This window comes from Pannonibacter sp. SL95 (assembly GCF_026672425.1).
Lineage (GTDB): Bacteria > Pseudomonadota > Alphaproteobacteria > Rhizobiales > Stappiaceae > Pannonibacter.
On sequence record NZ_JAPPRC010000006.1, the window covers coordinates 919,839 to 934,249 of the forward strand.

Sequence of the window (14,411 nt, forward strand, 5' to 3'; positions counted from 1 at the left end):
ACGGAGACCCTCCTCCCATGCATTCCCATATCCGTACCCAGGCGAAGATCGCCGGCATCGTCGCCTCCTCGCTGGTGCTGCTCCTTGGCGTCTGGGGCAGCAGCGCCCAGGCGGCAGACCTCGCCCAGCCGCTGCCGGATTACGACAGCTCCAGCGTCATCGACGCGCCGCGCAAGCGGAACCCGTTCGAAGGGGCCTATTTCGGTGTTGAAGCGGGTGCTTCCGGCTCGGCAACCCGCACGGAATTCGGCTCGACCAAGAAGACCCAATCCCGCGTCGACGCGGCCTTCGGCGCCTTTGCCGGTTACAACTGGCAGGTCTCCAACGTGATCCTCGGTGTGGAAGGCTCGGCCCACTATCTCGGCAGCCAGTCCAAGGCCCAGGTGAGCGGCCTTGGCCAGGTGAAGTCGTCCTCGCCGTACAGCCTGGGCCTCAAGGGCCGCATCGGTCTGCCGATCGACAACTTCATGCCGTATCTGTCGATTGGTCTGGCTGCGACCCAGCACAGCTACCAGGTGCAGGGCTTCAAGGCCAAGAAGAGCATGCATCTGGGCACATCGGTCGGCGCGGGTCTTGAAGTGGCCCTGACTGACAATCTGCGCGCCCGCGCGGACTACACTCTCACCGCGATCGCGGCGGACAAGCACAAGTTCGGCACCAAGTCGGTGAAGGACTACTCCGCCAATCATCGCCTGATGTTGGGCGTGGCCTACGCCTTCTGACCCACCCCGAAAGGTCAGTGGCCACACCCCGCAGGGCCGTCAGTGCCGTGACGGCCCACCCTGTCCTGTCCCTGTTCCACCTGACATGCCCCGTGCTCGGGAGCGGGGGCAGGACAGTCTAACGTCCAGCGAACCTCGTGTCGAAAGACACGGGGTTCAGCTTTTGGGCCGGGATGACCGTGGTGAGGCCGAGGTAAATTGCAGCGCCCGGCCAGACCTGGCCTAGCCCAGCAGCGGCAGGCCGTTGAGGTCTGAGAGGACGGCTGCGGGGGCAAGATCCGGGTACTCGTCCGGCAATCCCGTCCGGTTCATCCAGACGGTGCGGAAGCCATAGGCCTTGGCACCGGCTACGTCCCAGCGGTTTGACGACTGGAACGAGATCGCCTCCGGATAGACACGGAAGTGGTTGGTCACCATCTCGTAGACGCGCGGATCGGTCTTGTAGGTGCGCAAGATGTCGACGGAGAAGATCTCATCGAGCAGCTCAGTGATCCCGGCCGCCTTGGCCGCAGCTTCCAGCATCGACGGCGTGCCGTTGGACAGGATGGCGAGCCTTGCGCCGGACTGTTTCAGGGTGGTGAGCACCTCTGGTACTTCCGGGTAGCAGTCCAGCGCCCAGTAGGCGTTGAGAAGATCGGCGCGCAGGCCCCTGTCAGCGTCGGGAAACAGGGCGAAGGCGGTGTCGAGCGCCTGTTCGGTCAGCTGCCAGAAATCCGCATAACGCTGCATCAACGCGCGGACCCAGGAATACTCCAGCTGCTTCTGGCGCCAGACAAAGGAAAACTGCTGCGCCTGTGGTCCGAGTTTCTCGGCATGTTTGCGCACAGCGGCATGAACATCGAACAAGGTGCCATACGCATCAAAGACATAGGCCGAGTGGGCCATCATGGGGCTCCGTCAGGAAAGAGGCAGTCTGCCGAAAGTTTAGGCGGCAATAGATGACTACCCACAGACCGTGACGTCAAGCGGATTGTGCATTGCACAAACAATTTTATGCGGAAAGCGCAGGCGTTCAACGCAATAAAATTACGCGCTGCACGTAAGCCGGACCCCACGCCTGACGCGTTTGCGGGTGTCAGTCTAGCCCGGAAGTTTGAGGCTGCCGTCCGCCGCGAGGGTCCAGAACGGGTTGAAGGCAAGTTCGAGGAGGTGGCCGTCGGGCGTGCGGACATAGGACGAGTAGCCGCCCCAGAAGACCTTTTCCGGCGGAACGACCGGTGTGGCCCCAGCCGCCAAGGCCCGGGCATAAGCGTCATCGACTTCGGCCTCGCTGGCCCCGTTCCAGGCGAGGGTGACGCCGGAGTGGGCACCGGCCGGGATTTCCGCTCCGATGTCGCGGGAAAGGGCCGTGCGCGGATAGAGGGCAAGTGCAAGGCCGGGCAACTGGTAGAAGGCGATGCCCTCCTGGCTTTCGCTGGAGGCGGTCCAGCCAAGGCCTTCCTCAAAGAAGCGGCGGCTGACGGCGAGGTCCTCGACGGCGAGGGTGATCAGGGACAGGCGTTGCTGCATCGCAGGACCTTCGAGACTGGTGTTGAAAATGTTCCCGATTGTAGCCGGATGGTCCGAACAAAAATAGAACAAATACCTGGCGGCGCACGAATTTCGCGTTTTTTGCCAAGGAGCCGGCAAAAGGTTGACCTTGGCGCGTGAAGGCGGTTTGGTCTGCGGCAAACAATCTGACCGGGAGAAACGCCGTGAGCGCCTTTAGCGAAACCTGGAACTATGTCGATGGCCGCTGGATCGAGGGCAATCCGCCGCTGATGGGCCCGCGCAGCCACGCCAGCTGGCTGGGGTCCACCGTCTTTGACGGCGCGCGCTTCTTTGAGGGTGTGTTTCCCGATCTCGACCTGCATTGCCAGCGCGTCAATGATTCGGCGCTTGCTCTGGGCCTGAAGCCGACCATGCAGGTGGGCGAAATGGTCGAGCTGTCGAAGGAAGGCGCTGCCAAGTTCAAGCCGGGCAGCGCCGTCTACATCAAGCCGATGTACTGGGCCGAGGGCGATGGCCCGGGCGTGATCGCCGCCGATCCGGAATCGACCCGCTTCTGCCTGTGCCTGTTCGAGGCGCCGATGGCTCCGGCCGGCAGCGCATTTTCCATCACCCTGTCGCCATTCCGCCGGCCGACGATGGAAACCATGCCGGTCAACGCCAAGGCTGGCTGCCTTTACCCGAACAACGCCCGCGCCATGGTCGAGGCCAAGTCGCGCGGCTTCGACAACGCCGTGGTTCTGGACATGCTGGGCAATGTGGCCGAGCTGACCAGCGCCAATGTGTTCATGGTCAAGGACGGCGTTGTTCATACGCCGGTGCCGAACGGCACGTTCCTGAATGGCATCACCCGCCAGCGCGTCATCAAGTTGCTGCGCGACGCCGGGCACCAGGTGGTGGAGCGGACCATCGGCTACGGCGAGTTCCTGACCGCTGACGAGATCTTCTCCACCGGCAACTACTCCAAGGTGGTGCCGGTGAACCGCATCGAGACACGGCAGATCGCGCCGGGTCCGGTGGCGGCCCGGGCGCGTGAACTGTACTGGACCTTCGCGCACGCCTGAGGGGCAAGCGCGGCTCAGCCCGCCTTGTCCGCCGGCCAGAGCATCAAGGCGCCGGAGAGGACAAGGCAGGTGGCGGCCGCCAGCGATGGCAGCAGGAAGCTGCCCGTTGCATCGGCGGCATAGCCTGCAAGGCTCGGTCCCAGCATCTGGCCGAGGCCGAAGCTCGCCGTCATCGCGGCGAGCAGGCGGCGCGGGTCTCCGGCCGCCTGCCGCCTGGCCTCGATCAGGCCGAGCGCGGTGATGCCCATGAAGGTGCCGCCGAGCAGTGCGGCCGCCAGGAGAATGCCAAGGGGCGAGCCGGTAGTCACCGACAGCACCACGCCGGCAGCCTCAAGTGCAGCTGCCAGGGCAAAGGCGCGGGCGGCCGAAATGCGGGCCGCGATGCGGTTCCAGATCAGGATTGAGGGCGCCGCCGACAGGCCAACGGCGAGCCAGACGAGCGTTTCAGCCGAGGCGAGCGCAGGATTGCTGCGGGCAATCACCGAGACAAACGTGGCGGTGACCACGTAGCCAAGGCCGAACAGGCCATAGGCAAGGATCAGCCGGATAACGGCCGCCGGCATCGGTGGTGCATCCGGGGCGCTGGCCGGACGGCTTGGCACCGCGCCGGCTCCGCGCCGAAGCAGGCCGACGGCCGCCAGCAAGGCGAGTGTCACGCCGCCGCTGAAGAGCCAGAGGCCGCGCCAGTCCGATCCGGCGGCGGAAAGGCCCGCGATCAGCAGGGCCGACAGCGAGATGCCAAGCCCGACGCCGGAAAAATGCAGCGCCGACAGGGACGGCCGGCCCGCGCGCGCGAGCCGGTCGAGCACCAGGGCGGTCGCAAAGACGAAGACAAAGGCGCTGGCCAGGCCGCTGACGAACCGCAGAACCGCAAAGGCAGCGATGCCGCCGGAGCCCGCCATGCCCATGCCGGTGACCCCGCTGACGGCAAGCGCCGCGAGAAGCCAGGTCCGCTGCTGACCTGGCAGACCCGGCAGCGCGGCCAGCAAGGCTCCGATCAGATAGCCGAGGAAATTCGCCGATGCGATCAACCCGCCTTCGGCCGGAGACAAGGGGACACCTTCGGTCATGAAGGGCAGGATCGGCGTGTAGACAAAGCGCCCGATGCCCATGGCCCCTGCAAGGGCAAGAAGCCCGCCAAGGGCCGTGGCAACGGGGGCATGTGCTGGCGGCAGGGGGCTGGACACGGGCGGGCTTTTCGCTGGGGACGGATGATCGCACCCTAGCGCCCTGCGCGCGCCTGCCAAGCCGGGAAAAGGGCTGAGCAGGAATTCTGCGGTTTCAGTCAAGTAACCGGATCAGCGCCGGTCGCATCGTATCGCCGGCCTTCACCTGGCGGCACGCCAACCGGCGGACAGGGCTTCCGCTTCGGTGCAGAACCAGCGTTCGCCCTGGCGGGCATCGATGCGGGTGCGGGAATAGGCGGGGGACCAGGGCATGTGGTAGATGCGCCCGGACTTGCTGATGTTGCCCTTTATGCGGCAATCCCCGGGAGGCGCATCCTTGTCGGCAGCTGCCCATTTGCGGGCGCGGAAATCCCAGGGTGCTTCGGCCGCGCCGGCGAAAAGCCCGGCCTTGTGCCGGCGTGCCTCTGTTTCCTGGGCGATGTAGCTCTGCGAATAGCGGCGGAAGGCGAAGGCGTGGCCCGAGAGCACCATCTCGGCATTCACATTGACCCCGGCCGCATGGCAGGTGGCCAGCAGCCGGCCATAGTCATCGCGGGTCTCGCCAATGCAGGTGACCGGACCGGCGGCAAGAAGACGGGTGAGCGCCCGGGCGGCCTCCTTGCCACACGGATAGGAGCGACCGGAGGGCAGGGCGCAGGTTTGCGCCAGCTCGGGCGCGTCAATGCCTTCCAGGCGCAGTTTTTCGCCTGCCAGTTCGATCGTGTCGCCATCAATGACCCTGGCGCCAGACATATCGGAGCTGGACTGCCTGGCCTGCGCTGCGGGCAGCGCAAAGCATGCAAGCGCCAGGAAAACCGGGCCGGCAAACAGCAGCGCGCGCGCAGGCCAATGATGGGCCGCGCCTCGAATCACCTTGGAAATCATGTTCATGGATTGAGGGTGCCAGCGATCTGCCGCCAGAAAAGCCCGGCCTTGCCTCACCTCGCCGTTTCATGTGGACAGTTACATGGGCAGACGCGCGGGCCGCCATTTTGTGAGGCTGTCTGTGCGAGGGGGGCGGGAAGATAATAAACGAAGAAAAATATTTTTTTATTGCGCTGATGGCATTGCCCGGCGATGGCAAGACGCCTATCTTGCGCAGCGACGCGGGGCGTAAATCTACGGATCCCCGCTGTGCTCTCCCCCCAGGAGGCGCAGACCCGATCGGCCTGTCGTCTTCTGATGATCCATTCTGAAGGAGAACTGCGATGTCGTTTGAACTTCCCGAGCTGCCCTACGCCTATGACGCCCTTGGCCCGTACATGTCCAAGGAGACGCTTGAGTATCACCACGACAAGCATCACCTCGCCTATGTCACCAACGGCAACAACCTGCTGAAGGACAGCGGCCTGGAAGGCAAGACGCTGGAAGAGATCGTCAAGGAGAGCTTCGGCAAGAACGCCGGCCTCTTCAACAACGCCGGCCAGCACTACAACCACATCCACTTCTGGAAGTGGATGAAGCCGAATGGCGGCGGCAAGTCGATCCCGGGCGCGCTGGCCAAGGCCATCGACAGCGACCTCGGCGGCTATGACAAGTTCCGCGCCGACTTCATCGCCGCCGGCACCACCCAGTTCGGCTCCGGCTGGGCCTGGGTTGCGGTCAAGGACGGCAAGCTGGTCATCATGAAGACCCCGAACGGCGAAAGCCCGCTGGTCCATGGCGCCGCCCCGATCCTCGGCGTCGACGTGTGGGAGCACTCCTACTACATCGACTACCGCAACGCTCGCCCGAAGTACCTGGAAGCCTTCGTCGACAGCCTGGTCAACTGGGACTATGTGCTGGAAATGTACGAAGCCGCGGCCAAGTAAGCGGTTCTGGACGTTTGATTTTGGAAGGCCCGGCGGAGACGCCGGGCTTTTCTTTTTCTCGTTACGGCAGCCACGCATTCCGTTGCCTGTCACCCCGGACGAGCAACGCGAGATCCGGGGTCTACTCGTTTCCAGAGGGGTGATGAGGGCATTGCGTTGCGCCGTAGCTGGATCAGCGAATTTCCAAGCTGGGACCTTGTTTGCCGCTCTGGGAGCGAGTAGGCCCCGGGTCTGCGCTTCGCTCCGCCCGGGGTTGTTTGTTGTCCGAGGTGCTAGGGTAAAGGGGAAGCTGCGACCCTTAACCCGCAGCTTCAGCGTCAGGCGACCGTCCCGGGGTCGGGTTTTCACCCGCTGTCATCATGGCTCCCTGACGCTTCCCTTTTCCCGCTTGGAGAGTTGATTGGGCCTCTGGTTGACACCCACGCCCGCAAACAATCCGAAGCACGTCAAGGATAGCACGGCCATGCCCGCCCTGCAGCAGCCTCCCGCCCATGTCTGCGGCTTCGATGTCGCCAAGGACAGCATCACCGCCTTCGACACCGCCACCGGCCGTGTCACGACCTTCCCCAACCGCTCCGCCAGCATCCGCAAGGCGCTGACAGGCCTGTCGGCCGACTGCCTGTGCGTGTTGGAGCCGACCGGCGGCCACGAGCGCCTGCTGGTGGGCGAACTGACGGCAGCAGGCCTTGCCTGCCACCGGGCCGATACCGTTAAGGTCAAGGCATTCAGCCGGTCCTTCGGCCGTCTTGCCAAGACAGACGCCATCGATGCCCAGGCTCTGGCCCGCTATGGCGAGGAGCGCTGGAAGACACTCGCCCTGTTCACGCCGACCGATGAGACCCAGAGCACACTCGCCAGCCTCAATGCCCGCCGTCAGGAGCTTCTCGCCCTCAAGGTGGCCGAGCAGAACCGCTCAAAGATCCCCGGAGAGGGACCTGGCATCGCGATCATCCGCCGCTCCTGCCAGGTCATCCTGCGGGCGATCCTGCACGAGATCGAGGCCATCGACGCCGCCATCGAGGCGCTCGTCGACGCCTCGCCGCAGCTCGCCCGCCGGATCGAGGTCTGCTGCTCCCTGCCGGGCGTGGGCAAGCGCACCGCCATCACCCTCGCCGCAACCATGCCGGAACTGGGAACGATGGACCGGCGCCAGGCCGCAAGCCTCGCCGGGGTCGCCCCTCATCCGAAGGACAGCGGAACCCTCAAGGGATATCGCCGGATGCACGGCGGACGCTCCACCGTCAAGCCGGCCCTCTTCATGGCCGCCTTGTCCGCAAGCCGCGCAAACGGGCCATTAAAGGAGGTCTATCAAAGGCTTATCAACAACGGGAAGAAGCCAATCCTCGCAATCGCCGCCCTCATGCGAAAGATCATCGTCATCCTGAACGCAAGGATCAGGCAAAACGCACAACAACAGAGTTGATGACATCGGAGAGGTCTTTCCCTGGCAAACGTTCCGACCGCTGACAGGCCTGGGAAAACAGGGTACGCAAGGATATGACCATCCGCCTGCGACCGCATCATTTCCTGTGTATGCTGACCTTTGTCGGCGAGGGCTACAGCCCGCGGTTTGTTGTCAATTATGGCCGCATCATCGACCGCATTCGCGCCGGCGAGCCCGTTATCATGGTCGAAGGGCCGGATGACATTTGCGCGCCGCTCCTCGGCACCGATGATCCGCATTGCCACAACGACAGCGTGACGCAGAGGGATGCGCAGGCGCTGGTGGATGTGGCGGCGTTGACGGGGCTGGCGCTGGAGAGCGGTGTGGAACTGGTGCTGGACGGGGCGCTGATTGCCCGGCTGCAGGCGGGATTTGCGGCAGGCGCGATCCGCAAGGCCTGCGGCGGCTGCCAATGGTCCGGCCTGTGTGATCAGGTGGCTGGCAACGGATTTGCCGGGACGCGGGTCCAAGGCGGCTGAAACAACCGGAAACGGAAAGCCGGACCATGGGGCAGATCCGGCTTCCCGTTCCGGATCAAGGCGCGGTGATGGAGTTGCTGCGCGCCTTGAAGCTCAATGCCGGATCAGGCCGCCTTGCAGGTCCGGATTCCGAGGAGGGTGTAGGCCGGGCACCAGCCGATGGCGGCGGTGAGCAGCGGCACGACGCCGATATAGCCGACCCATTTCCAGGCGATGTCTGCCGGGCCGAAGACGGCGAAGGCCAGAAGGGCCAGACCCAAGATGACCCGCAACAGCCGGTCGATGCTTCCCATGTTGACGCTCATGTTTCGTCCCCTGTTCCAATCCCTGACAGCGCAGATCGCGCTGAATGACCTCACTCTAGCGAGCGTAGGGGGAGGGGTCTGTGACTAGGTCACACTGAGATCCACTGTCGGAACAAACGGGCGGATGACGCGTCACTCCGCCGCAAGGCGGGCAAGGGCGGCGCGGTCGAGGATCGTGATGTGGCCGCGGTCCTTCGCCAGAATTCCCTCGTCCGCGAGGCGGCCAAGATGGCGGGCGATGACTTCGCGCGCCGAGCCAAGGTCGCTGGCGATGTCTGCCTGGGTGGCATCTAGCTTGCCTTCCGCATCGGCCCGCGCCAGCAGCAGGCGGGCAAGGCGCGGCTCGATCCGGTGGAAGATGGCGTCTTCCATGGTCTTGAGAATGGTGCCGATGCGCTGGCCGAAGCCTGAGAAGACGAGCCGGCGGAACTCCGGTTCGCTCTCCACCAGATGGAACACGGTGGAGGCCGGCAACACCAGCGCGGTCACGTCGGTTTCTGTCTGTCCGGTTGCGGCATAGGGCTCCTCGCCGAACAGGCAGGAGGTGGTGAGCAGGCAGCTTTCGCCGGGCTCGACGCGGTAGAGCAGGATCTCGCGGCCGGTATCGGCCGTCATCATGACGCGGACCGAGCCGGTTTCGACGAGGATCCAGCCGGGGCAGGCCTGGCCGGGCGAGAACACGGTGGTTCCGCGTGGCAGCACGATTTCGCGGGCACCACGGGCAAGCAGATCGGCGGAGGCTGGGCTCAGGTGCGACAGGCCGAGACGGCTGGCGATGTCTGGGTGGCGAGCCGGAATGCTCATGACGGGCTCCCTATTCGAAGTGGCTGCAGGGTGCCACGGCAGGGAGGCGGACGCCAGACCGGGGAGATGCGCAGGCTGGTGGTGAAGGGGGCTCGCGTGCGCTCGCGCTGATGCACTGGGTTCCGGATCTGCGGTTCGCGGGCGCTCACCTTGTCCGGAAGGGCGGGATGCAAGCGGCGGCCAATGGTCGCCGCTTGCCGGGTGAGGCTTACTTGGCCTTGAGGAAGTCGCCGACGTTCAGGAGGATGAACTCGTTGTTGTCGATGGCGTCAACAGCACGGCCCTTCGAGAAGGGGAAGTTGTTGTCGTTGGCGACGATCAGCGTGGTGTCATCGACCTTGTCGACGTTCTCGATGGTGAAGAACGGGAAGGTGAAGCGGGCATCGGCGCGCTTGCCGAGGCGGGCAACGCCCTTCGGGTCCTGAATGTTCATCAGGTCGATGTAGGCGATCTTGCGCACCGGCTTGCCCGGCTCGACGGCGAGGTCGACGAGGTAGACGCGCTTGAACTTGGCCGGGGACTTGAAGCAGCCGGTGGTGGCGCCGTCCTTGCAGGCCAGTTCCGCGTCGCCTTCGCCGTTGTCGCGCTCGATGATCAGGCCGCGGGTGGCGTCGATCATGTTGAAGTCGCCGATGGCGTGGCCGTTTGCTTCGAAGCGGAACAGCCAGGTGCGGCCGGTCCAGGCGTTGGAGGCGGTGTCGAACTCGAGGATCGAGGCGGCTTCGTTGCCGTCAACGGTCTCGTAGGCGGCCTTCTCGACGTTCCACATCGGGCCTTCGGCCAGAGCGTAGAGCTTGGAGCCATCGGGAGCTGCGGCAAAGCCTTCGTAGCCCTTGGAGCGCTTCAGGTTGATTTCCGGCAGCTTGCCATCCGGGTTCGGCACGTTGACGGCGAAATGATCCGGGGAGCGGACCTTGCCGCCGTTGGCCTCGGTCTCGTTGAACGACAGGAGCTTGCCGGTGGCGCGGTCGACGGAGATGACGTAAGGGCCGAATTCTTCACCGATGTAGAGCTTGTCGCCCACCGGCTGGAAACCCTCGAGGTCGAAGTCGGCGCCGGTCAGGTAGCGCGTGTCGGTCGCTTCACCGGAGATGACGAAGGGGACGACCTTGGACGGGTCAGACAGGAAGGTGGTCTTCAGGACGTCCACGGTGCCCTTTTCGAAGTCCGGCTTGACTTCGTGGAACATCAGCATCGCGTCCGGCGAGTTCAGCTTCGAGCCAAAGCCGTTGTCGGAGCCGACGAGGTAGGTGCCGTTGCCGAGCGCCTTGATGCCGGAGAAGCCCTGCACCGGCTGGCCCTTGATCGGCAGGGTCTCGCCCGTGCCGGCTTCCGTGGTGATGCGCACCGGGGTCTTGCCGGAGAACTTGCCCGAGGTCTGCAGGACAGACGGAGCGTCAGCCGGAGCGGCGACGAAGGTCTTGGCCGGCAGGACGGCGTGGCCGGTCAGCGTGGCGGTGAATTCCTGCTGCGCAGCGGCGCTGAGGCAGGTGGTCATGAGCAGACCGGCGGTGAGAAGAAGACGCAAGGAAGCCTCCCAGGCTTTGAGTGCGGGACGCAGGCAGCAAACGTACTCTCTGCGTTGGGCTTTGCTTAAGCCTTTGTTGCGACGGGGGAATTACAAAGCCAGATAAGCCGGGAAGGGCTTGAGGCAGCAGCGGTAAGCCAGTGTTTGGCAGCCTGGCATCAGATCCGTCCAACCTTTTGAAAGGACGGATTTGGGACACCTCAGGGCGTCACAAAAACTTCATACAGAGATCCAAGTCTGTTAATCTGTTCAGGAATTTTGAAAGTCGACGGTTCTGCGTCCGTCTGAACGCCCCGCCTGTCAACGTCTTCCGCGCCCTGAGGTCCCCAATGACGAGCCTAGGCCTTGCCCTGGTTCTGGCCGCCGCCTTCTGCCATGCCACCTGGAATGTGCTGGTCAAGCGCGTGGGAGGCGGGCCGGAGCTGGTGTGGCTGTTCTCCGTCCTCTCCGTCATCCTGTACCTGCCGGTGGCGCTGTGGGTGATCCTGGTGGAGCGGCCTTACTTCGGCCCCTGGCAGATCCTGTTCATCTGCGGCAGCACGCTGGTGCACATGGCCTATTTCCTGTTCCTGCAGGTGGGATATCGCAAGGGGGACCTGTCGCTCGTCTATCCGACCGCGCGCGCCACCGGGCCGCTGCTGTCGACGGCCTTCGCAGTTGTGCTGCTGGGTGAACAGGTCAGCCTGCAGATGGCGGCTGGTGCGCTGGTGATGGTGACTGGCGTTGCCTTCCTGACCAGTGGTGGCCGCAGGGACCGGGCCGCCGTGACAACGTCACTGCTGTTCGGGCTGGGCACCGGGGTGCTGATCGGCATCTACACCGCCTGGGACGCCTATTCCGTCTCGGTGCTGCTGATCCCGCCGCTGCTGCTGGACTATGTGTCGAGCTTCGGCCGGTCGATCCTGTTGTCGCCGCTGGCGCTGAAGCGGCGCGAGCTGATCGTCCAGCACTGGCGCAACCATCGCCTGTCGCTGCTCGCCATCGCCTTTTTCAACCCGCTCGCCTACATCCTGGTGCTCTATGCGCTGACCTTCACGCCGGTGGCCTTCGTTGCCCCCATCCGGGAACTCAGCGTGCCGCTGACGGTGTTGGCTGGAAGCCTTCTGCTGGGCGAAGGGCATCTGAAGCACAGGCTCGGCTGGTCGGTTGTCATCCTCGCCGGACTGTTGTTGCTGATCGCGGCCTGAAGCCGCGATGCCATCCGTCGCGGCGCGGCATCGTCCCTTTCGCCCGTCCTAGCCATTCCGTCTGGTGTGGCTCTTTGCCCGCTGACCGCCTATCCTCAACACGCCCGCCGCGCCAGATTTCCGGAGTGCCCCGTTGCCCCAGGCTGCCTTTACCGACGAACAGATGCGCCCCGATGGCGCCTATGCCTGGTTCCGGCTGGCGATTGCCATCCTGTTGTCGACGCTTGGCGGCGTCGGCATGTGGTCGGTGGTCGTGGTGCTGCCGGCGGTGCAGGCGGAATTCGGCGTCGACCGGGCCGAGGCGTCGCTGCCTTACACGCTGGCGATGGTCGGTTTCGCGCTGGGCAATTATCTCGTTGGCCGCTGGGTGGACCGGGTCGGTATCATCCTGCCGGTGATCGGATCGGCGCTGGCGCTCTCTGCGGGTTATGCGCTGGCGGCGGTGGCCCCGACCCTGTTGCTTTTTGCCCTGGCGCAAGGGTTCCTGATCGGCTTCGGCACGGCGGCGACTTTCGGTCCGCTGCTGGCGGATGTGTCGCACTGGTTCCAGCGCCGGCGCGGCATTGCCATTGCCTGCGCGGCCAGCGGGAACTATCTCGCCGGCGCGCTGTGGCCGACGATCATCAAATGGGGGCTGGCCGTCGGTGACTGGCGCAGCACCTATCTGACGATCGCGCTGATCCTGATCGTCACCATGGTTCCACTGACTTTGCTGCTGCGCGCCCGTGTGCATGGCGGGCCGCTGGGGGCGGACCTCAGCGCGGGCGGTGTCGCGAAAAGCCCTGGCACGCGCGATCTTGGGCTTTCACCAGCGGCGTTGCAGGGGCTGCTGGTTGTCGCGGGACTGGCCTGCTGCATCGCCATGTCGATGCCGCAGGTGCATATCGTCGCCTATTGCGTCGACCTTGGCTATGGCATCGCGCCGGGCGCGGACATGCTGGCGCTGATGATGGTCGGCGGCGTTGTCAGCCGGCTGATTTCCGGTGTGATCGCCGACCGGCTCGGCGGCCTGATCGCGCTCCTGATCGGCTCGGTCGGGCAGGGGCTGGCGCTGGCGCTGTACATTCCCTTCGACGGGCTGACCTCGCTCTATCTCGTGTCGCTGATCTTTGGCCTGTCACAAGGCGGCATCATTCCGAGCTATGCGGTGATCGTGCGCGAGTACCTGCCGGCCAGGGAAGCCGGCCAGCGCATTGGCTTCGTCATCATGGCAACGATCTTCGGCATGGCCATCGGCGGCTGGATGTCCGGCTGGATCTATGACCTGACCGGTTCCTACGCCGCTGCCTTCCTCAATGGTCTGGCCTGGAACCTCGTCAATGCAGCAGTCGTGATCTTCCTGCTGCTGCGCGACAGGAACACCCGGCGCGTTGCCATGGGTTGAGGATGCTCTGGTCCCGGGGGTGGGTTTGGTGTAGTGTTCAGATATGGATCACACGTCATCTGAAATCCAGATTCCTGTTTCTTCGCTGGTTGCTCCTGACCAGGAGGATAGACGTGTGCTTGAAGCCATGAGCGAAACGGCGAAGGCCGCGTTGTTGTCTGAGGCGTTGGTAAGTGGGCAACTTGGCTCTGGTGTTTCGTCATCGCTTGAACAGCGACTTGAGCGCGCGCGTCGACGCATCGATGTCATGGCACAAGCTGGCAGCCCCGTGCGGTGAACCCGGTCTGGGTCCTGAGTGAAGTTGCGGCACAGGACCTGGAAGACATCCTTGTTTTCGGTATTGTTAAATTCGGCGAGCACCAGGCATTGGCCTATCAGCTGTCGCTGGAGCAGTGCTTTGACCGAATAGCGAGCCTGCCTCGACTCGGGCGGATTTGCCCTGTCGCGCCTAACCTTCGCCAGATCAGACATCAGAGCCACATCGTGTTCTATCTACCTTCTCTGCCCGAACTCCGGATAGTCAGAGTCCTGCATGCGGCGGTTATGCCGGCAACACTCCTTTCAAAAAAGAGCTAGGGCACGCCCTGCATACCTGGAGCCATCTGGCTTTCCTAGGATAGGCAAGATCATGCCCATTTACCCCGCCTTCAGCGCGGCGACTGCGAACAGGGCGAGGGAGAGCAGGAGGAAGGCGCCGGAGAGGCGGGCGGACATGCGGGCCTTGTCGAACAGGGCGTCGCGCATGGCAACCGCGATCATCGCCCGTGCGACGGCCTTCTGCGGCCGCCGGTCCGGGGCAAGCAGCATCCAGACTTCCGTGTCCTCGACACGGGCGCGGCGGTGATAGGTGAGGCCATACCAGGCCATGAAGAGCCCTGTGATGCCGGCCCCAAGCGCCCCGAACAGGAAGCTGTAATGGGGATGCGACAGCGTGCCCATCATCACCATGAGCACCGCCAGCCCGCAGAAGCCCCAGGCCCGGGTCACGCATTCCTCGGCAAGTCGGGTGATCTCGTCCACGGCGCGCCT

At 64.4% G+C, this 14,411-nt stretch carries 17 protein-coding genes; 9 read left to right on the forward strand and 8 right to left on the reverse strand.

Annotation, left to right across the window (positions count from 1 at the left end):
* The first annotated feature begins 17 nt into the window (after positions 1 to 17).
* Positions 18 to 722, forward strand: a complete 705-nt coding sequence (locus tag OVA12_RS21295; RefSeq protein ID WP_268140649.1) for an outer membrane protein — start codon at positions 18 to 20, stop codon at positions 720 to 722.
* Between the two features lie 222 nt (positions 723 to 944).
* Here OVA12_RS21295 and OVA12_RS21300 read toward each other — a convergent pair whose 3' ends face one another.
* Both OVA12_RS21300 and OVA12_RS21305 read right to left on the reverse strand, forming a co-directional pair.
* On the reverse strand, positions 945 to 1,607 hold the full coding sequence (locus tag OVA12_RS21300) for a haloacid dehalogenase type II (protein ID WP_268140650.1): 663 nt from the start codon (positions 1,605 to 1,607) through the stop codon (positions 945 to 947).
* Between the two features lie 195 nt (positions 1,608 to 1,802).
* The gene (locus OVA12_RS21305) at positions 1,803 to 2,231 is read right to left on the reverse strand and encodes a VOC family protein (protein WP_268140651.1); all 429 of its coding nucleotides are present in this window, start codon (positions 2,229 to 2,231) and stop codon (positions 1,803 to 1,805) included.
* Positions 2,232 to 2,416: 185 nt separating this feature from the next.
* Here OVA12_RS21305 and OVA12_RS21310 point away from each other — a divergent pair, with 185 nt between their 5' ends.
* Positions 2,417 to 3,274: a branched-chain amino acid aminotransferase gene (locus OVA12_RS21310; RefSeq protein ID WP_268140652.1), complete on the forward strand. Its 858-nt coding sequence runs from the start codon at positions 2,417 to 2,419 to the stop codon at positions 3,272 to 3,274.
* 14 nt (positions 3,275 to 3,288) lie between these two features.
* Here OVA12_RS21310 and OVA12_RS21315 read toward each other — a convergent pair whose 3' ends face one another.
* Positions 3,289 to 4,461: a YbfB/YjiJ family MFS transporter gene (locus OVA12_RS21315; RefSeq protein ID WP_268140653.1), complete on the reverse strand. Its 1,173-nt coding sequence runs from the start codon at positions 4,459 to 4,461 to the stop codon at positions 3,289 to 3,291.
* Positions 4,462 to 4,602: 141 nt separating this feature from the next.
* The gene (locus OVA12_RS21320; RefSeq protein WP_268140654.1) at positions 4,603 to 5,331 is read right to left on the reverse strand and encodes a thermonuclease family protein; all 729 of its coding nucleotides are present in this window, start codon (positions 5,329 to 5,331) and stop codon (positions 4,603 to 4,605) included.
* A gap of 317 nt (positions 5,332 to 5,648) precedes the next feature.
* Here OVA12_RS21320 and OVA12_RS21325 point away from each other — a divergent pair, with 317 nt between their 5' ends.
* The 3 genes from OVA12_RS21325 to OVA12_RS21335 all read left to right on the forward strand — a co-directional run bounded on the left by OVA12_RS21325 (position 5,649) and on the right by OVA12_RS21335 (position 8,174).
* Positions 5,649 to 6,251, forward strand: coding sequence for a superoxide dismutase (locus OVA12_RS21325; RefSeq protein WP_106751928.1), 603 nt, complete (start codon positions 5,649 to 5,651; stop codon positions 6,249 to 6,251).
* 463 nt (positions 6,252 to 6,714) lie between these two features.
* A complete protein-coding gene (locus OVA12_RS21330) occupies positions 6,715 to 7,674 on the forward strand; it encodes an IS110 family transposase (protein WP_268134003.1) in 960 nt (319 codons plus the stop codon).
* A gap of 74 nt (positions 7,675 to 7,748) precedes the next feature.
* Positions 7,749 to 8,174 carry a DUF1284 domain-containing protein gene (locus OVA12_RS21335; protein WP_268140655.1) on the forward strand — a complete coding sequence of 142 codons (426 nt, stop codon included), beginning with the start codon at positions 7,749 to 7,751 and terminating at the stop codon, positions 8,172 to 8,174.
* Between the two features lie 104 nt (positions 8,175 to 8,278).
* Here the strand turns inward: OVA12_RS21335 and OVA12_RS21340 are convergent, their stop codons facing one another.
* From OVA12_RS21340 to OVA12_RS21350, 3 genes are all read right to left on the reverse strand, one after another.
* The gene (locus OVA12_RS21340) at positions 8,279 to 8,479 is read right to left on the reverse strand and encodes a YgaP family membrane protein (protein WP_268140656.1); all 201 of its coding nucleotides are present in this window, start codon (positions 8,477 to 8,479) and stop codon (positions 8,279 to 8,281) included.
* 132 nt (positions 8,480 to 8,611) lie between these two features.
* Positions 8,612 to 9,283: a Crp/Fnr family transcriptional regulator gene (locus tag OVA12_RS21345; RefSeq protein WP_268140657.1), complete on the reverse strand. Its 672-nt coding sequence runs from the start codon at positions 9,281 to 9,283 to the stop codon at positions 8,612 to 8,614.
* 208 nt (positions 9,284 to 9,491) lie between these two features.
* On the reverse strand, positions 9,492 to 10,781 hold the full coding sequence (locus OVA12_RS21350) for an esterase-like activity of phytase family protein (RefSeq protein ID WP_268141465.1): 1,290 nt from the start codon (positions 10,779 to 10,781) through the stop codon (positions 9,492 to 9,494).
* A 359-nt stretch (positions 10,782 to 11,140) separates the two neighbouring features.
* Here OVA12_RS21350 and OVA12_RS21355 point away from each other — a divergent pair, with 359 nt between their 5' ends.
* The 4 genes from OVA12_RS21355 (at position 11,141) to OVA12_RS24030 (ending at position 13,958) form a co-directional block, all read left to right on the forward strand.
* On the forward strand, positions 11,141 to 11,998 hold the full coding sequence (locus OVA12_RS21355; RefSeq protein WP_268140658.1) for a DMT family transporter: 858 nt from the start codon (positions 11,141 to 11,143) through the stop codon (positions 11,996 to 11,998).
* Positions 11,999 to 12,161: 163 nt separating this feature from the next.
* A complete protein-coding gene (locus OVA12_RS21360) occupies positions 12,162 to 13,382 on the forward strand; it encodes an MFS transporter (protein ID WP_268141467.1) in 1,221 nt (406 codons plus the stop codon).
* A 43-nt stretch (positions 13,383 to 13,425) separates the two neighbouring features.
* Positions 13,426 to 13,659 (forward strand): hypothetical protein, encoded by a 234-nt coding sequence (locus OVA12_RS24025; RefSeq protein WP_442793907.1) that lies wholly within the window; start codon positions 13,426 to 13,428, stop codon positions 13,657 to 13,659.
* The gene (locus OVA12_RS24030) at positions 13,656 to 13,958 is read left to right on the forward strand and encodes a type II toxin-antitoxin system RelE/ParE family toxin (RefSeq protein ID WP_442793908.1); all 303 of its coding nucleotides are present in this window, start codon (positions 13,656 to 13,658) and stop codon (positions 13,956 to 13,958) included. Before OVA12_RS24025 ends, OVA12_RS24030 begins: the two co-directional genes overlap by 4 nt.
* A gap of 60 nt (positions 13,959 to 14,018) precedes the next feature.
* Here the strand turns inward: OVA12_RS24030 and OVA12_RS21370 are convergent, their stop codons facing one another.
* On the reverse strand, positions 14,019 to 14,402 hold the full coding sequence (locus tag OVA12_RS21370) for a hypothetical protein (protein WP_268140660.1): 384 nt from the start codon (positions 14,400 to 14,402) through the stop codon (positions 14,019 to 14,021).
* Positions 14,403 to 14,411 lie beyond the last annotated feature (9 nt).